Here is a 20,813-nt window from a genome sequence, read left to right as displayed (position 1 = left end):
GAGATATTAACGCAGGACAAAATCTTAAAAATGAAGCAATAAGACTTCTAACCGTAGGGACTACGGGGATATCCTAATCAATAACTAACCGATAGGTTGGTGTTCTTAGGAATCTCCCACTTCAAACAGACCGTAAGGTCGTTAAGTGGTGAGTAGTTCAACATTGTTTCATTATAACGAGGAATGAGTGTAAAAATACATCCCCCCCTGAATCATGGGCTTTTTTAAGTGTCCACGATTCGGGGTACAGTTTAAATGAATTGATAGGCAATCTTTTTTGGCATATATATCTAAAATTTTGATTTCCACATTTACCTAATTTGTTATACTGAAAGGAATAACAAAAGAAAAGGAGACATTGCCTTTGATGAAATTTTTAGTTTTAGCAATTCTTACATTATTTTTAATTCCATGGACAAGAAAAACACTTCGTACAGTGGATCAAAAAAATGCTGAGACAATTATAAAAAAGAAGGCTGCACCTATTTTAGTCATTCCAATTTTTCTTTGGATTGGCATTGCAATCTATGAATATTTTTGGCTAATCGATAACCGTGTAGACTCGATTCTTACGCATTACACGGTTGTTATTGCTGTGCTCATTGGAGTTGTTCTCGTGTTGCAAGGTAGAAGAGGAAGATTAGAAGTTCAGGTGAAAGTAAGTGTAATGCTTGTTTTACTTTTAGCTTACGGCTATTTTGCTTATGTACATGATATCGTAATCTCACAAAATAAATATGATTCTGTTATAAAGGTCGAAAAAGATATTTCAGAGCCTTTCACAGAAAATGATCAACCGTTTACCGTTCCACCGAAAACAGCGGAAAATAAGATGAAGAAGGTATTTGGTGATATTCCAAAGGTAGCCTACTTTGAATTAGGAGAACTTACTCCACAAATGGTAGATGGGAAAGCTTTATATGTGGCTCCAATTGAGGTTTCGGGATTTTTTAAGGCACGCAAGGCAGGAACGATTCCTGGTTATGTGACGATGTCAGGTACAAATCCTGATGCGGAAGCGAAATTACATCTTGGGTATAAAATGAAATATGTACCAAGTATGTTTTTTGGTAATCATTTAGAACGTGTTGTTCGAAAGGCAGAGCCAAATCTTATTTTTAAAGGGAAACCGAAGTTTGAAATAGATGATAAAGGAAAACCGTATTATACAATGACATACGGTGAATTTATTTCTGGGCGATCTGGCTTTAAAGTAAAAGGCGTTGTCGTTGTGGATGCACAAACAGGTGATGTAAAGCGATATGATAAAGGGAAAGCGCCTAAATTTATTGATGGTGTGTTAAATCATGAAACGGCATCACTATTAAACACGTACTTTGGTAAGTTTGTACATGGTTTTTGGAATACGAAATTTTCTCAAAGTGATGTGAAGATTCCAACTGAATGGGGAACAAAAGAAGGGGTAACACCAATCTTTGGGAAGGACGGGACATTATATTACTTTACTGATTTTACTTCTCCAAAAGAAGGTGTCGATTCTGCTTTAGGTTATTCATTAGTAGATGCACGTACAGGGAAGCTGTATTACTATAATGGAAAAGAAGTAAAAGGAATTATGGATGGCTCAGCTGCGACAGAGGTAGTAGATAATTCTTTTAAGAGAGAGAAATGGCACGGAACGATGCCGGTTATTTATAATGTGTATGGGAAACCTTCTTGGATTGTACCTGTTATTGATGATGGCGGTTTAGTGCGAGCACATACGGTGATTTATGCTTCCAATGCAAAAATATTTGCGACAGGTTCCACTCAAAAAGAAGCGCTGGACAAATATAAGAGTGTGCTAACGGGAAGTGGAGGTTCATTCCGCCCGACTTCTAGCGGAAAAGAAGCACAAAAAGAAGGGATTGTACAGCGTGTTTATAAGGAGAAATCAGGAGAAAATACGCTTGTCTTCATCTTATTAGAAAATGAGAACAAAGTATTTATGGTTTCTGCAAAAGACTTCCCGTATGCGATGTTTACCGAAGTGGGAGATTCCATTAAAATGGCGTATTTGGACACAGGGGAAACGATGTCTTCGGTATCTAAATTCACAAATGAAAATTTAAAAAAGTAAAGCGATAGATTTTCTATCGCTTTTTTTATGTTATAAAAAGGAAAGTAGCATATACTTGACGTATTTGTATTGATGTAACTATAATTGTTACGTTTGTTTAAGATATATCAATTTAACCTTATATTTATAGTAGAAAGGATGAATCTTACAAGTGAATGAAATGAATCACGGTGTATATAAGCCTGTAAAAACAAACAGGTTTTGGATGATTATTGTTTTAGGGACACTCACAGCAATTGGCCCATTATCTATTGATATGTACTTGCCTTCATTGCCAAAATTAATGGGGGATTTGCAAACGAGTGCCTCCCTTGCTCAGCTTACACTAACAGCATGTTTACTCGGACTTTCAGTAGGACAATTATTTGTTGGTTCTATTAGTGATATTTATGGGCGGCGCAAACCTTTGATTATTGCCCTTATTATTTATGTAGCATCTTCTTTACTTTGTGCGGTTGCTCCATCTATTTGGATTCTAGTGCTATTACGGTTTCTGCAAGGAGCTTCAGGTTCAGCGGGTATTGTCATATCCCGTGCGATGGTACGTGATATGTATACAGGCCCTGAGATGACAAAGTTCTTTTCGTTACTTATGTTAGTAAACGGGGCAGCGCCTATTTTGGCGCCTATTATTGGTGGACAATTGTTGCAATTTACTTCATGGCACGGTGTATTTATTGTTCTTGGCGTAATCAGTATTTGTATGTTAATATCAGTTATTTTTGTACTGCGTGAAACATTGCCATTAGAAGAAAGGATAACAGGAGGCGTAGCAGGGACGCTGTCGGTCTATGGGAAGTTATTGAAAGACCGCTTATTTATGGGGTATGCCGTATCACAAGGGTTCGTTTCAGCGGCGATGTTTGCTTATATTTCTGGATCGCCGTTTGTATTACAAAATATATATGGGGCATCGCCACAAGCATTTAGCTTATTTTTTGCGATTAACGGAATCGGTATTATTATTGCCAGTCAAATTACGGGCCGCTTGGCAGGAAAGGTAAGTGAAAAAGCGTTGTTTGTAGTAGGTATTGGAATTGCGGCTGTTGGAGGTACTTCCTTACTACTTACGATTGTATTTGGAATTGGATTAATCGGTGTATTATGTTCTTTATTTCTTGTTGTATCGAGTGTTGGTGTTGTATCAACAACAGGTTTTTCACTTGCGATGAGAAATCAAAAACAAGCGGCTGGAACGGCTGCTGCATTACTTGGTCTGCTACAATTTATCTCCGGGGCACTTGTTGCACCTTTAGTAGGTATCGGGGGAAGTAATACAGCGCTTCCTATGGGTGTTGTTATTGCGTTATGTGAAGCAGGTGCCGTTTTATATTATTTACTCATGGCAAGGCCTAGTGAAAGAAAACTTGTATTGCCAGAAAAACAAGATATAGACGCATAAAAAAGAGGTGGTTCAAACATAAATTGAATCACCTCTTTTCATATTATAACTATGGTGAGATTGGTTGCATAAAGTGACGATACTGTGACAAAAATGATGGTATGCACACAGAAAATGACGGTCAAAAGTGCAAAGTGTGAAGTGTTCTCGTTATAATAACAAGTGGAGATATGATGTAAGTTTCTATAGAAAGATTGTCAGGTAGATAAAAGGAGAGTAAAAGATGAAGAAAATATGGGGCGCAGCCTTGCTTGGGAGCATGCTGCTTTTAGCAGGGTGCGGTGGAAATCAACATACAAAGGAAACAAAAGAAAATGTGCAACAATCAGCAGATGAGAAAGAAGCTATGAAGGTATATCAAGATGTACATAAAAAGTATGATGAGAAAATGAATAAGGAATTAAATCAATCTGTACAATTATGGGGGCAAGCGAAGGAAAAAGGCGGGAAATCGATAGCTAACAAGCAGTTTAAAGAAGATGTTCAGAAAGTAACAAAGAGCATGTTAGAAGATATTGAGCATATTCGCACAGAAATTCGCGTACCAAAGTCAAAAGAACAAGAGCATAAGTTATATGAAGGTTTCTTAAATGAAACAGAACAAGCGATGAAAAAGTTAGATCAATTAGCAAAAGAAGAAGATTCATCATTAATTCGTGATATAGAAGTTCATTTTTCAACAGCTTCTACATACTATAAACGTTTCCAAAAAGAAGCACAAAACTAACCTTGCAATATGCAAGGTTAGTTTTGTATATGGCAGATTCTTTCTTGTCGAAATGTCGATAGAATGGAAAGCTAGATATTTCCTGTTAAGTAAAAATATAAAAACTGATTTTTCTAAAAATACCCATTTGGATTGACTTTTTGTTTTTTCAGAATTATAATTCGAAATATACAATTCAAAGTAAAGAATAATATAGTCATTTACTTATCCAGAGAGGTAGAGGGACTGGCCCTATGAAACCTCAGCAGCGGGTTCTGAAAGAAGAATACCGTGCTAATTCCAGCAAGCAACCAAAGCTTGAAAGATAAGTGATAGGCATAGGATAGATTAAAAAGCCTTGATCTTATTTTTTAAGATCAAGGCTTTTTATATTGCGGGATAAGGAGAGGAATTGGCAAAAAAACGCGAATAAAACAAAGTAAATTTATGTGTTTAGGGGGTATTTTGGTGTATATTGTAAAGAAACTATCAGTTATGGTGTTTACACTATGGGTTATTGTTACAGCTACTTTTTTAATCATGCATATTATACCTGGTGATCCGTTTTCATCAGATGCAAAGATTTTTCCTGAGGAAGTTGTCCAAAATATGAGGGCTAAATATCATCTTGATGAACCTTTATGGAATCAATATGTAGCGTATTTGGATGGGATTATTCATTTTGACTTTGGAGAATCTGTTCAGTCAACGGGTCAAGGAGTGGCAGAAATCATAACAACTGGCTTTGGACCATCTGCTGTTATTGGATTACAAGCATTTGTTATTTCGTTGTTAGTTGGAATTGCAGCTGGAACGTTTGCGGCTTTATATCATGGGAAAATCATTGACTATAGTGTGAGTCTACTAGCGATTTTAGGGATCTCAATCCCAAGTTTCATCTTAGCACCGTTATTTATTCAGGTGTTTGCAATTCAACTTGAGCTGCTTCCGGTTGCCTCTTGGGGAACATTTGCTCATACTGTATTACCTTCCTTTGCGTTAGCGCTTGGGCCAATTGCTGTTATTACAAGATTTGTTCGTTCGAATATGATTGAAGTTTTACAAAGTGAGTATATTAAACTAGCACGTGCAAAAGGAATACCACTTCGAACAATTATTATAAGACATGCGCTTCGAAATGCGATTGTTCCGGTTCTTACTTTTGTCGGACCACTTATGGCTGGTTTGTTAACAGGAACCTTCGTGATTGAGAAAATATTTTCCATTCCAGGGTTAGGAAAATATTTTGTAGATAGTATTTTTAACCGAGATTATCCAGTTATCATGGGAACCACTATTTTCTATAGTGCACTGCTCATTATATGTATTTTCGTTACGGATATCATTCATCGCATGATTGATCCGCGCATTCGTTCTATTACGTGAGGAGGGAAATTAAAATGGGGGCTTACGAAATCGATGATCAGCTATTGACGGCTGAAGATAAGAAAGCATTAACTGCTAATAAAGAACAGCAAATGATTAGTCGGAAAAAGGAAGTATTTCAAAAACTCATATCAAACCCAATAGCAATTATAGGGGGAGTCACTTTACTTTTAATCGTTATTTTTTCTCTTATCGGAGAAAGTTTAACGCCATATAGTGCAAATGAGCAAATAAAAGAAGCAACAAACCTCCAACCAAGTAGTGAGCATTGGTTCGGTACAGATGATTTAGGAAGAGATATTTGGGCACGAACATGGGCTGGTGGAAAAATTTCATTAGCAGTCGGATTGATCGCAGCAGCTCTTGATATCGGATTAGGTGTACTGATTGGTGGCTTTAGTGGATATGTGAGAGGGCGTAATCGTCTCGGTACGTTAATTGATGAGTGGATTGTAAGAGGAATCGAAGTGATGTATGGTATACCGTATTTATTAATTGTTATTTTACTATTAATTGTTATGAAGCCAGGACTGTTTACAATTATTCTTGCTCTTGCATTAACAGGTTGGATTGGAATGGCACGACTTGTACGAGCGCAAGTGCTTTCATTAAAACAAAAAGAATTTGTCATTGCTGCTGAGAGATTAGGAACATCTCATATGAAAATTATTTATAAACACCTAATTCCGAATTTAACAGGGATTATTATTGTGAATTTATCTTTTACGATTCCAGCTGCCATTTTCTCAGAATCATTTTTAAGTTTTATCGGATTGGGTGTACAATCGCCAGCAGCAAGTTGGGGAACGATGACAAACGATGCACTAGGAACATTATTAAGTGGGGAATGGTGGCAGCTGTTTTTCCCAGCGATAATGATTGCATTAATTATGTTTGCTTTTAATGCGATTGGAGATGGTTTGCAGGATGCAATTGATCCAAAAATTGTGAAACAAAATCGAAAGGGGAAAAAACATGGGGCAGCTCTTATCTTTAGAAAACGTAACGTTAGCCGTTGAAAAAGAGGATCGTAAACAACCGATTGTAAAACATGTTTCTTTTTCCATTCATGAAGGTGAAATAGTTGCACTTGTGGGAGAAAGTGGTTCGGGAAAAAGTGTAACAGCACAATCGATTATTGGCTTAAACCAAGAGTCAATTCGCACTGAGGAAGGGAAAATTTCTTTTCAAAATAGCGAATTAACAAACTTGCAAGAAGCTGAATGGAATCACATACGGGGAAAAGATATTTCTTTTATATTTCAGGACCCGCTTTCATCATTAAATCCAACAATGAAAGTAGGAAAACAGATTACAGAAGTAATCTTGCAGCATGAAAAGAAATCAAAGAAAGAAGCAAAAGCAATTGCGATTCAGTTATTAAATGATTTAGGCATACATGAAGCAGAACAGCGTTTCGAGCAATACCCCTATCAACTAAGTGGCGGTATGAGGCAGCGCATTTGTTTAGCAATTGCATTTGCTTGTCACCCAAAACTCGTCATTGCAGATGAGCCAACAACAGCGCTGGATGTAACAATTCAAAAACAAATTATGGAGTTATTAAAAGAGAGAAAAGAAAAACAACATACAAGTATTCTATTAATTACACATGACCTTGCGCTTGTACGTGAAGTAGCAGATCGAGTTGTTGTTATGTATGGCGGCCGTGTTGTAGAAAAAGGAATGATTCAAGAAGTCATTGAGTCACCGAAGCATCCGTATACAAAAAGTTTATTACAAGCTATTCCGAATATGGACGATTCAGAAAAGGTATTGCGGGCGATTGATGGAACAACACCATCGCTTGAAATATTAAATAGTTTTGGATGCCCGTTTGTGAACCGATGCCCAGTTGCGATGAAAGAATGTATTCATCGTTTCCCAGAGAAAACAGTATTTTCGCCGGAACATAGTTCATTCTGCTGGAAACATATTATTGAGCAGCGTAAAGGGAAAGCGAAAGAGAAGGTGAGTGCTTCATGACGACAGAGTTCATTACAGTAAAACAGGTTACGAAAATATATGGGAGTAAGGAGAAGGGGCTTGCTGCGCTGAAAGATATATCACTATCCATTTCAAAGGGAACTACACTTGGCATTATTGGAGAAAGTGGTTCAGGAAAAACAACGCTTGGTAAGTTAATAGCTGGTATTGAAAAACCTTCATCAGGAGAGATTGCTTATAACGGTCAAATTGTCCATGCGCTTAATCGGAAAGAAAAGCGAGATTTTTTACAAAAAGTACAATTTATTTTTCAAGATTCCACCGCAGCTTTAAATCCGCGGTGGAAGATTCGAGATAGTGTTGCAGAAGGATATATCTCGTTTGGGTTAGGCGATAAGAAGGAGAAGGATAAAGTTGCTGGTGATGCGTTAGAACGCGTCGGATTAGATAGAAGGTATATCGAGCGCTATCCGCATGAATTTAGCGGTGGGCAACGTCAACGGATCGCTATTGCTAGGGCGCTTATATGTGAGCCTGAAGTACTAATACTAGATGAACCGATTTCAGCATTGGATGTTTCCTTGCAAATTCAAATTGTTCATTTCTTGCAGCAAATTCAAAGAGAACAAGGTTATACATATTTATTTATTGCTCACGATTTACCGATGGTTCATTATTTATGTGAAAAAGTAGCTGTTATGTACAAAGGAGAACTTGTTGAGTTTGGAGATACGGATGAAGTATTCCGTAATCCACAACATTCTTATACAAAAACATTGTTAGAATCGACACCAAAAATTTCAGGCTAAAGGAGAATGTAGAATGAAGAAGATTTTACTTTTTGCCATTATGACAGTTTTAGCGATTGCTTCTGTCGGCTGCGGTAAGAAAGAAGCGTCAAAGGCAAGTGCAGATAAGGGGGATCGCTTAGTCACAAATATTAGTAGTGACCCATATACACTTGATTCAGCAATTGCGACAGATAGTACGTCAGGTTATGTAATTGAACATTTATTTAGTGGTCTATATACAAAGGATGCGAATGGAAAATATCAAAATGAGTTGGCAGAGAAAGAAGAAGTAAATGTAGATGGAACAGAATATACAATTCATTTAAAGAAAGATATGAAATGGTCAGATGGTTCACCTATTACGGCTAATGATTTTGAATTTGCATGGAAGCGTATATTAAATCCTAAAACAGGCTCTATGAATGCAACAGAAATGTATTTTATTAAGGGTGCAGAAGCGTATAATACTGGAAAAGGTGAAGAAGGACAAGTAGGTATTCAAGCGGTAGATTCGCAAACTTTAAAAGTAACGCTTGAACATCCAGTTGCATCTATCAAACAACAATTAGCGAATTCTTTATTTATTCCACTTTCAAAAAAATCTATCGATGATAAAAATAAGTTAAAAACAAGTCCAAAAGAATTACTTACAAACGGACCGTTCAAATTAAAAGAGTGGAAGCATAACCAAGCAATTATTTTAGAGAAGAACAAAGAGTTTCATGATAAAAAAGTAACATTAAAAGAATTGGAGTTTCGCATTATTCCAGATACTAATACGGCATATCAATTGTATAAATCGAAAGAACTAGACTTATTAAGCGGCTTGCCACAAGAGATGGTTGAAAAAGAAAAAAGAAATAAAGAATATAAACGTATGGCAGGATTTTCATCTTATATTTATTCATTTAATGTTGAAAAAGAACCGTTTACCAATGCGAAAATACGAAAAGCATTTGCGTTAGCACTTGATCGTAAATTTATTGTTGAAAAATTGTATAAAGGGAATGCACAAGAAGCATATGCTTTTGTTCCAGAAGGAGCGAAAACACAGAGTGGCCGTGATTTCCGTAAAGAAAAAGGGGATTATTTAAAATTTGACCCAGTAGAAGCGAAAAAATTATTAGAAGAAGGCATGAAAGAACAAGGATGGACAGAGCTTCCTCAAGTAACATTGAAGTATACAACAGATACACAACATAAAAAAGTAGCAGAAGCAATGCAAGAAATGTTCAAGAAAAATCTTGGTGTGGATGTAAAACTAGAAAATAAAGAGTGGAAAAGTTACATTGATACGTATAAACAAAGTGACTTTCAATTAGCTTATATGGGATGGGGCGGAGCTGTAGATCCAATTAAAAAACTTGAATTATATGCAGGTGATGGACCGAATAACTATGCAAAATGGCATAATAAAGAATTTGATACTTTAATAAAAGAAGCGGAAGTTGAAAGAGATGAAGAAAAGCGCTTTGATTTGTTGCATAAAGCAGAAGATATTATGTTTGCTGAAACGCCATTAATCCCAATCTTATTCCCATCATCATCCTATTTACAAAAAGAATCAGTGTCTGGGGTTCAGTATGATGTTGAAGGTAAACCAGATTTACGTTATGTAAAAATCAAGAAATAATACAAAATAAAGAAGTAGGCATTTGCCTACTTCTTTATTTTGCTTCCTTCTTATATTCTTTCTTCGTTCCATCAGAGAAGACAACTTCTAATTCGAATTTTTGATAATCTTTATCGAGTTGGAAGACGTCGACTACTTGATCAATCACTTCTTGATCTGGTGTGTTTTTATCAAATGTTAGCTTTTTAAGAAGTGGGCTTAACTTTGCAATTGCTTCATCGCTAGTTAAGTTTACATTAGCTTTATGGTCTTCAATTTTTGCTTCCATTTTTTGATCAGCAGATTTATGTTTATAGTCAGCTTCATAATCTTTGTTTGTATCTTGGTAGTCAACATCTAGATCGAATTCGTTAAAGTTAAGCTTTAAATCAGCAGATGTTTCATTCTTTGCTTCTTCCGTTGTTTTCTTGTTAGAAGTTGTACCCTCTTTTGCTGGTGCGTTACACCCTGTTAATGCAGGTATTAACATAAGAGCTAATAAAGCTGAAAGTAAAATTCTCATGGTATCTTCCTCCTTAGTATAGCTTCCTTCTATACAATTTTTCCCTAAATGTCCTTAATTATGTATCAATTAGAAAGATATTTTCTATGTAATAGGTAGCAGACTTCGCAAATTAAATCAAAAAATGACTTGGATGTATATGGTAAATTGGAAGTGTAAGGAGGCACGGATATGTATGATGAATATAGTAGTTTAGTCAAAAAGGCAATTGTGTATATAGAAAATCATTTAGAAGAAGAATTGACAACTGTAAAAGTCGCTTCGTATAGTGCGACATCTATGTATCACTTTCATCGCATTTTTCAAAGCAATTTAGGAATAAGTGTAACAGAGTATATTCGAAAAAGAAGACTTACATATGCTGCTCAAGCTTTAGTAACGACAAATAGACCGATTCTTGATATTGCACTGCAATATGGTTTTTCTTCACAAGAGGCGTTTACTAGAGCGTTTAAAAGAATGTATCATTTGCCACCGAAAAAATACCGTAACTATTTTCAATCATTTTATATAGAAAGAGGGGAATTTTCAATGCAAAAAGGTTTACCGAAAGGATGGGTATTAAGTGGAAGTCACCCTACAGAATATGAAATGGGCTTAGATTATAAAACAGTTCACCAAGGAAAAGTATCAGCTTATATTCAAGCGAAAGAGGGTGTGACCCATGGCGGATTTACGACGCTAATGCAAATGTTTAAAGCGGATCAATATAAAGGAAAGCGCTTGCGGTTAACAGCGTTTATCAAAAGTGAAAATGTGAAAGATTGGGCAGGGCTATGGATGCGTGTAGATGGGAAAGATACAGAACCACTAGCTATGGATAATATGCAAAATCGTCCTATAAGACATACTACAAGTTGGCAACCCTACTCAGTTGTACTCGATGTAAAAGAAGAAGCGATTGGGATTGCATTTGGCATTTTGTTGTCAGGGGAAGGATGTATATGGGCAGATAGTTTTCGGTTAGATGAAGTAGATGAAAAGGTACCGGCGACAGATCTGACAGAAAGTTTCTATGAAACCCTCTCCAATGAGCCAATGAATTTACAATTTGAAGAGATAGAAGACTAGCAGAGGTGAAAATGAATATATGTGGAAGCTGTTATTCTATTCAATAGCAGAATTGTTCAAAGTAGAAACGCCTATGTATTTTTTTATATGGTTTTTCGTTCTTTTCATTACGATGGTTATATGTGAAGTGATGGATACAAAAGGGAAGAAATATTCATTTTCATATGCCCTCTTCAAAGCCACGATTGAATTGTTCCTGTCACTTATTATTTGTCTCGGTATTAGTCTTTTATTATTCCGCATGGTGCACTTCATTTTTCCTAATCAAGTGACACCTTATGATGTGAAGTATGGAAGATGGCTAGCATTTATTATATTAACTTTAGTTTTCATACTTGGATGGATTGTAAAAGTAACAAAGAAAAAACGAGAATATGGTTGAAGCCAATAGGGATTCTTGCACAATTTTTCTTTTTTAGTATTAGTATATGGATAGCAAATGCTATATTTTAACCAACGTTACATATAAGTGTGTTCGTTATGATTCTGTTTAGTTTCGTATTAACTGTATTTCAGTTCGTTGGTTGCTTATACGAATATCGATCTTACTAATTTACAGGAAGTGAATTGACAATAATTAGAAAAAAGTGTACTATGGATTGCAAGTGATCACTTGCATAAGGAAGAGAGGATTGTATGGCGCGCTCAAAGACAGCCGAAAAAATTATTCAAGCAGCAATTGAATTAGTGAAAGAAAGAGGATATAAAGCAGCGACAACGAGAGAAATTGCGATGCGTGCTGGTGTCAATGAAGTGACAATCTTTCGTAATTTTAAAAATAAGAAAGGGGTCATTGAAGCAGCCGTTGCTGAATTTTCATATGTGCCGCATTTAAAACATTTTTTACAAACAAGAATTGTATGGGAGTTAGAGACAGACTTAAAGAATTTAGCAAGGCATTATCATCAATTTTTGAATGAAGTGAAAGATATCATCGCGATCGGTATTCGTGAAACAGGTGCGTTTCCGGAGTTAGATGATGAAATCGCCAAAATACCAAAGGGTTTAAAGGAAGAATTAATGATTTATTTTACAGAAATGCAGAAAAAGGGAAAAATCATTGATACGAATATTGAAGCACAAGTCATGAATTTTATATGGATTAACTTTGGATATTTTCTCTCTAAAATGCGTTTTGAAAATCGATTGATGGAGATGAATGATGAAGATTTTATTGAAAATAATATAACTTTATATGCTAGGGCATTAAGACCCTAGTATTTATTTAAAATAAAATGCAAGTATGTACTTACTTGCTAGAAGGGGTTGGGAAAATGAATACGTTGAAACAATTTTTAAGAGTACCAGGTACGTATATAGGGATTGGAGTAGCTTTAGCATTCCAGCTCATTTTCTTTTGTGTTTGGCTAACAGCTTATGATGGAGTCAATGAAAGAGCAGATAAACTGCAAATTGCGATTGTAAACCAAGATACGAGTATGGGAAGTAAAATAGGAGACGGTTTACAGAAAAGTTTACCTTTTCAAGTGACAAAAGAGAAGTCTATAGAAAAGGCAAAAGAAGAAATGGATCAGTATGCATACAATATGATTATTGAAATTCCAGCCTCTTTTTCAAAGGATATAAGCGAAAAAGGTAAGACAGATTTAAACGTTCATATTAACCAAGCCAGCTCGATGATGGCAAAGCAGATGATGGAAAGCATAGCAAAACAAGTTCATAGCAATGTAAATAAAGAAATTACAAACAATAAACAACAAGCTATTGCAGGAAAGTTACAAGCTGTGGGGCCAGAGAGCATTGAAATGTTAAAGGGGCTAACAAAAGAATCAGTTGGACTTAAAGTGCACAAAGTAAATGATGCAAAAGGGTTTTCCGTAAACATGGTGCCGCTTATGATTGTGTTAGCTTCATTCGTTGGAGCGATGATTATGAGTATGGAATTATCGAAAGTGGCAAAACAAGTAGGAAGAGATTGGAGAAATTTTCTTTCAAGCCAAGTGATTAACGGTGTAGTATCTATTCTACTTGCATGTATGACCATTGGCTTAATGAAAACTTTTCACATCGGAATCCAAGAAACGATTGGGAATGTATGGATATTTCAAACCATTGTCTTTTTTGCTTTTCTATCATTAACGCAAATGTTTCTTACTCTATTCGGAAATGCAGGTATGATTTTTAATATTATATCACTCTCGTTGCAACTTGTAAGTTCTGGTGTAATGGTCCCGCAGGCTATGTTATCCAAAACATATCAAATAATCGGAGAATTATTTCCCGCAACTTATGCTGTGAAGGGTTATTTTGCAATAATATTTGGTGGTGGGGATTTAAGAGGAAATATTATTTCTCTATTATTTATAATTTTGATTACACAAATTGTAGCACTAAGTGTAGTAGGGATATCATTTATAGTAAAGAGAGAAAGGGCTGTAGGAAAAGACATGTAATAAAAAAGGTATCCGACAAATGGATACCTTTCTATTCTTCATGGACAATTTTTCGTTTCTTCAGTAGATGTAACAGCTAAACTGCCATTAAAAATCAAAATGATCAGGATCTGGACCAACGCGATGATTTTCATTTAAAGACTGGATTGTTTTCATATCTTCATGGCTTAATTCGAAATCAAAAATATTTGCGTTTTCGATGATGCGGTGTTCTTTAATTGATTTTGGGATAGTTACCACTTCATTTTGAAGATCCCAACGCAAAATAATTTGTGCTGTTGATTTATTATATTTTTTTGCAATCTCTTGCAATGTTGGATGATCAAGAAGTTGTCCTTGCATTAACGGTGACCATGCTTCTAGTTGGATATGGTTTTCTTTACAAAAAGTATGTAATTCTTCTTGTGTTAAGCGAGGGTGATATTCAACTTGGTTCACCATCGGTTTAATTTCTGCAACTTCGAATATATCTTGTAAGTGATGGATGTGGAAATTACTTACCCCAATTGCACGAACGCGGCCATCTTTATAAAGTTTTTCTAATGCTTTCCACGTTTCGGTATATTTTCCTTGTACAGGCCAGTGAACTAAATATAAGTCTAAATACTCTAAACCTAATTTTTGTAAGGAAGTTTCGAATGCCTGTAATGTCGATTCATATCCTTGATCACTATTCCATACTTTTGATGTAATAAATAGCTCTTCACGCGGAACGCCGGACTCACGAATTGCTTGTCCCACACCTTCTTCGTTCTTATAGATAGCAGCTGTATCAATGCTACGGTACCCGTTTTTGATAGCAGCTTTCACAGAATCAATTACTTCTGTGCCCTCTTCCACTTTAAATACCCCTAAACCAAACCAAGGCATTCTTACCCCGTTATGTAATGTAGTGTAATCTTGTAAACTGGTAATTTTCATATTATTTCCCCCTTGCCTTTTTATTTGTAGCTTCAATTGCTTGCTGAATAATTTTGGAAAAATGATGTTCATAGAGCACTTTTAAGCCTTCCGCAGTTGAACCACCAGGTGTAGTCACTTGTTCCCGAAGAAGTGCTGGATTTTGTACTTGCCCAAGCATTGTGGCTGCGCCAGCAATCATTTGAATAACAAGGTGATGTGCTGTTGTTTCATCAATACCATAATTTTTTGTAGCTTCAATTAGGCTTTCTGCAAAGTGGTAAAGAAATGCTGGTGCGCTACCAGTAATAGCGGTTAGCTGATGAATTTCTTCTTCTGTGCAAAGCTGTGATGTACCAATTCCTTTTAAAAGAAGTTGTAATGTCTCTTTATGATTTTCATTTACGAAGTGTCCCGTCGTATACAAGCTGATAGACTGTCCAATGCTAGCAGCCGTATTTGGCATAATCCAAGCAACTGGTGTGCCGTGAGGTAATCTTTTCTCTAAGTAAGATGGGCCAATTCCAGCAGCAATCGTCACGACAAGTTGATGCGTAAGAAGAGGTGCTAGTTCTGTCAATAGTTGTTCATGTGCAGCTGGTGGCATTGCCAGAATGATCGTGTCTACAAACTTGACGCATTCTTTCCAATCAGTTGTTGTTGAAATAGGATATTGTTCTTGTAATTGCTGGAGTTTTTTTGTATTGTGTCGATTCGATACAATAATTTCTTCGATGTGTGGTTTGCTTGTTTTAAGCAAACCAGAAAAGATTGCTTCGGCCATACGTCCAGCACCAATAAATAAAATTCGCTGTTTCTTTGGCATCTCCTCTAATCCTTTCTTATAAAGTAAGTTATAAAAACAATAACATTGATAAGAGAGCGTGTAAAAAGAAAAGGTCTATTAGATGGATATAAAAATGATAGAAAAGTTTTGAGAGGGAAAGAGCATTCATGGTTTATACGGAAAAATAGATGTCAAAACACCCTAAAAGGTTACTATACTTTTAGGGTGTGATAATCAATTGTGAGTTTATGCTTTTATCATACCGAGTAAAACAGCACCACCAATAATGAAAATACTGCCTAATGCGATAAATATCATTTGACGTTTTGTTTTCTTCTCACCTAAGAAGACAATTGCACCAAATGTAGAGATAACAATACCTGTTTGTGATAATGGGAAACTTGTTGCGACTCCAACTTTTGGTAATGAAAGAAGTAAGAATAAGTTTCCTGTTCCCCAAAGTATACCAGATATTGTATTGCGAATTGCATATTTATTAAATGGTTTATGCTTAGATGTCAGTATGATTGCTCCAACAAACATACCAACCGCTTGTGGTAAAATAGCTGACCAGCCATCAATGTTATACCAGCGAATAATAATTACATATACAAGATAGCCGAAAGTAGAAATAATTAAAGTCAAAAGTCCTTTTTTTAATTGTCCTGGTGGCTGTGCATTTTCTTTATCATCTAATGAAGTGAAGACAACACCAATTACAATTAAAAGAATTGAAATCGTTCCCAGAATAATCGTAGTAGTAGTAGTCCACTCATGAAAAGCGATTACCCCAAAGATAGAAGTTGCAATAAGTTGCATCCCGGTTGAAATGGTTACTGTTGTCGAAACACCTAGTCTTTCAACAGTTTTTAACTGGTTTGCTTGTCCTAAAGCCCAGAATACACCAGAGATAAAACCGACAATTAAGATTGTCATCGTTAAAGCCGGCTGAGTAAATACATACATAATAATTGCAAAGAATAGAGCACCCATTGTCATACCAAGCGTTTGACTATAGGCACCGCCACCAGCTTTTACACTTACTAATAAGATATTCCCCCATGCAATTGCAGGAAGAAGAGCTAATAAAATGTCCATCACAAGACTCCCTTCGTTTTTACTATATCAATATAATTGAAAGCCACTCTAAAAATTGGTAATTCTCCATTAGTAGAGTAGAAGATTACTGATCATTAAAATATAATGAAGAAGGTACACTATAAATGCGTTTTCATTTCTTTATTTTTTCAAACACCTCCATATAATAACAGGAAAGTCATCATTTTAGAAAGTGAATTCAAATAAAATGTATATTTTTATAAATAGGAAAATTTCGTTATTATTTTACGATAAAAAAAGATCCCAAATCGGGATCTTCTTTTGAGGGGAATAGGGAAATAAATTTGTTAACCCTTTTTTAACAACAAGATGTGGGGGGACAATCCACTTCTTGAGGGGGTATCTTATGTATTCATTATATGAGATGTGGTTGGGAGCAACTATCGAATTAGCTTACAGAAAGATTACATTTTTGTAAGATACGCCTTTCCTCGTTTTACAAAATAATTTATTTTTCGGGAAATAAAAAGGCAGCTTTTTGTCGAAAGCTGCTTTAAAAAGTAATTCGCTTATTAATGAATTGCATGCACAATAAGAAAATGAGCGACATACTAACTGTTATGATAACAAGTGTCCAAGCAAGGGGCATATTACTTGCATCAATTGCCATATAAATGGCTGTTGGAATTGTTTGTGTTTTACCAGGAATATTTCCTGCGAACATGAGTGTTGCACCAAATTCTCCTAGTGCTCGTACGAAACTTAAAATCATTCCGCTAAGTAATGCAGGGAATGCAAGTGGTAGTGTGACGTGTAAAAACACTTGATATTCACTTGCTCCGAGGTCACGGGCCCCGTCTTCAATTTGTTCATTTGCAATAGAGAAACCTGTTTTGGCCGATTGGTACATAAGCGGAAATGAAACAACTGTTGAGGCAATGACTGCTGCCCATGATGTAAACATAATTGATTGTTGAAATAATGTTTCAATCCATTTTCCAATCGGGCTATGATTTCCAAAAATAATAATGAGAAAGAATCCAATCACAGTTGGTGGAAGCACCATCGGCAATAGAAAAATGGTTTCTAAAAACACTTTATAACGCGAAGAGGAGCGTGCTAATATCCGACCAATAATTGTACCGAAAATCATAGAAATAATGGTAGCAAGTGCAGCGACTCGTAAAGAAAGAAAAACAGGTAGCCAAAGTGTATCAAATGTCATAGTAGTTAAGGTAGGATTGTAAATCCATACTTGTTAAAGATTGTTTGTGCATCTTTGGATTGTAAATATTCATAGAATAAAGTCGCCTCTTTTTTATGCTTAGATTCTTTTATAATTCCAACAGGATAACGAATCGGTTCATGAGAGTTAGCTGGTGCTGCAGTAGCTATTTTTACTTTATCTGAAATGAGGGCATCTGTTTTATATACAATACCAGCATCTACATTTCCTGTCTCTACATATGTTAATACTTGACGAACGTCTTTTGTAGGTACAATTTTGTCTTGAAGGTCATTCCATAAGTTTTCGTGTGTAAGAAGAGCTTTTGCGTACTTTCCAGCTGGCACGGATTCAGGTGTACCAATTGCTAGTTTTTTCACTTTCTCTTTTTTTAATTCTTGGAATGTTTGAATAGAGCTTTCTTTTGGGACAACTAACACAAGCTCATTTCCTAGAAGATCTTTTCCTTCTTTTTTATTGATAAATCCTTTTTTTACAAGCGTTTGAAATTTATCTTCTGCCGCAGAGAAAAATAAATCAGCAGGAGCACCTTGTTCAATTTGTTGCTGAAGTGCACCAGAACCACCAAAGTTAAATGATAGCTTTATGTTAGGTTCTTTCTGCTTATATTGTTTTTCAATTTCTTTAAAAGCATCTTGTAAACTAGCGGCAGCTGATATTGTCAATTCAATCGTTTGTTCTTCTTTTGCATTTGTTTTCTCTTTCTTGTTTCCGTTTGTACAAGCGCTACTGAAAATAAGGAAAAAAGAAAGTGTGAGCAATCCAATATACCGCAATATAAATTTGTTCATAACGTATAATCTCCTTTCCTTCTTATCATATTAATTATAACTAAGTATATTTAATTATGAATGGTTATAATTAAATATAATGTGAAATACGTCACTGTTTGAAAAAATAGGAGAAAGTTTCACTTCTTTGCTACAATAGAGTAAGAAAGTGAGGAATCGCCTATGAACCATCATTCCTACACAACGGAAGAAGTAGCGAAACAATTAAAAGTATCAAAGTTAACCGTATACGACTTAATAAAAAAAGGAGAACTCCCTTCTTATAGAGTCGGTAGACAAATGCGTATTGATGCGGGGGATCTAGAACAATATATTAGACAGATGAAGACAGGAAAGTTACAAACATCCTCTGTAAAAGTAGAGAACAAAGGTGCAGAGCACTGTATAATTAGTGGTCAAGAACTAACGTTAGATATGCTAGCAAAGCATATAGAAAATCGAATGCCGAATTCTAATATACTTCGAGCGTATCAAGGTAGTTTAGCAAGTTTAATCAAAATGTATCATGGGGAACAAAGCGTTGTTAGTCTACACTTATTTGATGGAGATACAAAAGAATATAATATTCCATATGTAAAACGAATTTTAGTTGGACAGCCTTGTGTTGTCATCAATTTATTAGCAAGAAATGTTGGGTTTTATGTTCAAAAAGGAAACCCAAATGAAATACAGAATTGGAGCGACTTAGTTAAACCATCTATACAATTTGTAAACCGTGAAAAAGGGTCAGGAATTCGTGTATTAGTAGATGAGCAAATTCGCATTCAGAACTTAAGGAAGGAATATGTTCAAGGGTATGAATGGGAAGAATCAAACCACCTTGGTGTTGCTTCGCAAATTGCTAGCGGGAAAGCTGATGTTGGTGTAGGAGCAGAAAAAGTAGCGCAAATTGTAAATGTAGACTTTATTCCACTTATGAAAGAACAATATGACTTAGTCATTTTGAAAAATAAGAAGAATGAACAATTGATTGAAGTGGTAAAAGATATTTTGCAATCTATAGAATTTCAAAATGAATTGCTAGCAATCGGTGGTTACGATATAAGTAAAACGGGTCAAATTATATATGAAACAAACTAAAAAAGCTGTGTGCCTATAGGGTACACAGCTTTTTTCGATATATGCTAGGTGAGGCATTGCAGGGGGATAAGTATATGTCTCTTTCCTTCTTTATTGAGGTAGATTTGCTTTTCTTAAATTAATACCTAATTTTATTACCAACTATTAAAAGTTAGTGTTATAATGGTTTTAAAAGTGGAATTCAATTTGGAAAGTGAGAAAGGAACGAACGAAATGTATAAACCAATCGCATGTTTGTTGAAATATATATTTAAGACTGTTGGAAAAGTAGAAGTACAAGGAAAAGAGAAATTACCGAAAGAAGGACCGTATGTTGTAGCATGTACGCATACAAGTTTTATGGATGTGTTAATGCTAGCAACAGGAATGTATCCGACGAAAATCCATTACATGGCCAAAAAGGAGTTATTTGAAAAAAAGTTTTTGAACTGGTTTTTTAAGAATGTAAATGCTTTTCCTGTAGATCGAGCAAATCCAGGGCCAAGTACATTGAAAATCCCATCGCGTTTATTAAAAGAAGGAAAAGTTGTTGGGATTTTTCCAAGTGGAACAAGATCTACAGAAGATGTCTCTTTAAAGGCTGGTGCTGTAACAATTGCGATGCGTTCTCGTGTGCCGTTAGTACCGGCAGCATATATTGGACCGACAAGTGTGAAAGAATTGATAAAAGGTAAGAGAGCACAGCTTATTTTTGGAGATCCAATTCAAATAGAGGCGGAAGAAGCGATGGATCGGAAAGCGATGATGCAAAAGATGACAGATCAATTAAATACGAAGTTTGAAGAATTAAAGGAAACTTTAATAAAGAAATAGGAAAAAATAATTGGATATAGAGAGACCATTAAAAAAGTCTACTTCATAATAAAACAGGAGTCCATCATCTACTATATAGGTGTCGGACTCCTGTTTATTTTCAACATTTTTATAAAATGCACGTTGTTTTTTAGGGAGAACTCTCTTTTTCAGTGCCTTTGATGTGGACGTTATTTTTATACGAAATGGAAAAATTTTTATTTGT

20 protein-coding genes and 1 riboswitch are annotated in these 20,813 nt (G+C 35.5%); of the genes, 14 read left to right on the top strand and 6 right to left on the bottom strand.

Annotation, left to right across the window (positions count from 1 at the left end; translation table 11 throughout):
• The first annotated feature begins 367 nt into the window (after positions 1-367).
• The 8 genes from MR056_RS17035 to MR056_RS17000 all read left to right on the top strand — a co-directional run bounded on the left by MR056_RS17035 (position 368) and on the right by MR056_RS17000 (position 9,945).
• A complete protein-coding gene (locus tag MR056_RS17035) occupies positions 368-2,080 on the top strand; it encodes a DUF3981 domain-containing protein (protein WP_140388377.1) in 1,713 nt (570 codons plus the stop codon).
• Positions 2,081-2,222: 142 nt separating this feature from the next.
• Positions 2,223-3,482, top strand: coding sequence for a multidrug effflux MFS transporter (locus MR056_RS17030; protein WP_041809365.1), 1,260 nt, complete (start codon positions 2,223-2,225; stop codon positions 3,480-3,482).
• A 223-nt stretch (positions 3,483-3,705) separates the two neighbouring features.
• On the top strand, positions 3,706-4,209 hold the full coding sequence (locus tag MR056_RS17025) for a hypothetical protein (RefSeq protein WP_011983314.1): 504 nt from the start codon (positions 3,706-3,708) through the stop codon (positions 4,207-4,209).
• Between the two features lie 201 nt (positions 4,210-4,410).
• Positions 4,411-4,520, top strand: a riboswitch (SAM riboswitch).
• A 136-nt stretch (positions 4,521-4,656) separates the two neighbouring features.
• Entirely contained in the window at positions 4,657-5,574 is a 918-nt protein-coding gene (locus tag MR056_RS17020) for an ABC transporter permease (RefSeq protein ID WP_087097548.1), read from the top strand.
• Positions 5,575-5,588: 14 nt separating this feature from the next.
• Positions 5,589-6,593, top strand: a complete 1,005-nt coding sequence (locus tag MR056_RS17015) for an ABC transporter permease (RefSeq protein ID WP_048721233.1) — start codon at positions 5,589-5,591, stop codon at positions 6,591-6,593.
• Complete coding sequence (locus MR056_RS17010) at positions 6,550-7,560, top strand: ABC transporter ATP-binding protein (protein ID WP_048721236.1); 1,011 nt, start codon at positions 6,550-6,552, stop codon at positions 7,558-7,560. Before MR056_RS17015 ends, MR056_RS17010 begins: the two co-directional genes overlap by 44 nt.
• Positions 7,557-8,330, top strand: a complete 774-nt coding sequence (locus MR056_RS17005) for an ABC transporter ATP-binding protein (protein ID WP_087097550.1) — start codon at positions 7,557-7,559, stop codon at positions 8,328-8,330. Before MR056_RS17010 ends, MR056_RS17005 begins: the two co-directional genes overlap by 4 nt.
• Positions 8,331-8,343: 13 nt before the next feature.
• On the top strand, positions 8,344-9,945 hold the full coding sequence (locus tag MR056_RS17000) for a peptide ABC transporter substrate-binding protein (RefSeq protein WP_011983319.1): 1,602 nt from the start codon (positions 8,344-8,346) through the stop codon (positions 9,943-9,945).
• A gap of 34 nt (positions 9,946-9,979) precedes the next feature.
• Here the strand turns inward: MR056_RS17000 and MR056_RS16995 are convergent, their stop codons facing one another.
• Positions 9,980-10,447: a YusW family protein gene (locus MR056_RS16995; protein ID WP_011983320.1), complete on the bottom strand. Its 468-nt coding sequence runs from the start codon at positions 10,445-10,447 to the stop codon at positions 9,980-9,982.
• 171 nt (positions 10,448-10,618) lie between these two features.
• On the opposite strand from MR056_RS16995, the gene MR056_RS16990 reads away from it, so the two are divergent.
• The 4 genes from MR056_RS16990 (at position 10,619) to MR056_RS16975 (ending at position 13,932) form a co-directional block, all read left to right on the top strand.
• Positions 10,619-11,518: a helix-turn-helix transcriptional regulator gene (locus tag MR056_RS16990; protein WP_087097552.1), complete on the top strand. Its 900-nt coding sequence runs from the start codon at positions 10,619-10,621 to the stop codon at positions 11,516-11,518.
• 19 nt (positions 11,519-11,537) lie between these two features.
• Positions 11,538-11,900 (top strand): DUF5823 family protein, encoded by a 363-nt coding sequence (locus MR056_RS16985; protein WP_242136592.1) that lies wholly within the window; start codon positions 11,538-11,540, stop codon positions 11,898-11,900.
• Positions 11,901-12,154: 254 nt separating this feature from the next.
• Positions 12,155-12,736 carry a TetR/AcrR family transcriptional regulator gene (locus MR056_RS16980; protein WP_011983322.1) on the top strand — a complete coding sequence of 194 codons (582 nt, stop codon included), beginning with the start codon at positions 12,155-12,157 and terminating at the stop codon, positions 12,734-12,736.
• 56 nt (positions 12,737-12,792) lie between these two features.
• Positions 12,793-13,932 carry a YhgE/Pip domain-containing protein gene (locus MR056_RS16975; protein ID WP_087097554.1) on the top strand — a complete coding sequence of 380 codons (1,140 nt, stop codon included), beginning with the start codon at positions 12,793-12,795 and terminating at the stop codon, positions 13,930-13,932.
• An 87-nt stretch (positions 13,933-14,019) separates the two neighbouring features.
• On the opposite strand, the gene MR056_RS16970 is transcribed toward MR056_RS16975, so the two are convergent.
• From MR056_RS16970 to modA, 5 genes are all read right to left on the bottom strand, one after another.
• The gene (locus MR056_RS16970) at positions 14,020-14,853 is read right to left on the bottom strand and encodes an aldo/keto reductase (protein ID WP_087097556.1); all 834 of its coding nucleotides are present in this window, start codon (positions 14,851-14,853) and stop codon (positions 14,020-14,022) included.
• Position 14,854: 1 nt separating this feature from the next.
• Positions 14,855-15,658 carry a pyrroline-5-carboxylate reductase gene (gene proC, locus MR056_RS16965; RefSeq protein WP_087097558.1) on the bottom strand — a complete coding sequence of 268 codons (804 nt, stop codon included), beginning with the start codon at positions 15,656-15,658 and terminating at the stop codon, positions 14,855-14,857.
• A gap of 207 nt (positions 15,659-15,865) precedes the next feature.
• Positions 15,866-16,717, bottom strand: coding sequence for a GRP family sugar transporter (locus MR056_RS16960; protein ID WP_048721252.1), 852 nt, complete (start codon positions 16,715-16,717; stop codon positions 15,866-15,868).
• Between the two features lie 514 nt (positions 16,718-17,231).
• Positions 17,232-17,903, bottom strand: coding sequence for a molybdate ABC transporter permease subunit (modB, locus tag MR056_RS16955; protein ID WP_011983327.1), 672 nt, complete (start codon positions 17,901-17,903; stop codon positions 17,232-17,234).
• A gap of 5 nt (positions 17,904-17,908) precedes the next feature.
• A complete protein-coding gene (gene modA / locus MR056_RS16950) occupies positions 17,909-18,715 on the bottom strand; it encodes a molybdate ABC transporter substrate-binding protein (RefSeq protein WP_048721255.1) in 807 nt (268 codons plus the stop codon).
• Between the two features lie 162 nt (positions 18,716-18,877).
• Between modA and MR056_RS16945 the strand changes: the two genes are divergently transcribed.
• Both MR056_RS16945 and MR056_RS16940 read left to right on the top strand, forming a co-directional pair.
• The gene (locus MR056_RS16945) at positions 18,878-19,795 is read left to right on the top strand and encodes a substrate-binding domain-containing protein (protein ID WP_011983329.1); all 918 of its coding nucleotides are present in this window, start codon (positions 18,878-18,880) and stop codon (positions 19,793-19,795) included.
• 213 nt (positions 19,796-20,008) lie between these two features.
• Positions 20,009-20,608: a lysophospholipid acyltransferase family protein gene (locus MR056_RS16940; RefSeq protein ID WP_048721317.1), complete on the top strand. Its 600-nt coding sequence runs from the start codon at positions 20,009-20,011 to the stop codon at positions 20,606-20,608.
• Positions 20,609-20,813 lie beyond the last annotated feature (205 nt).

The sequence above is a fragment of the Bacillus cereus group sp. BfR-BA-01360 genome (assembly GCF_022663595.1).
GTDB lineage: Bacteria > Bacillota > Bacilli > Bacillales > Bacillaceae_G > Bacillus_A > Bacillus_A cytotoxicus.
This window is presented reverse-complemented; position numbering and strand designations above follow the sequence as displayed.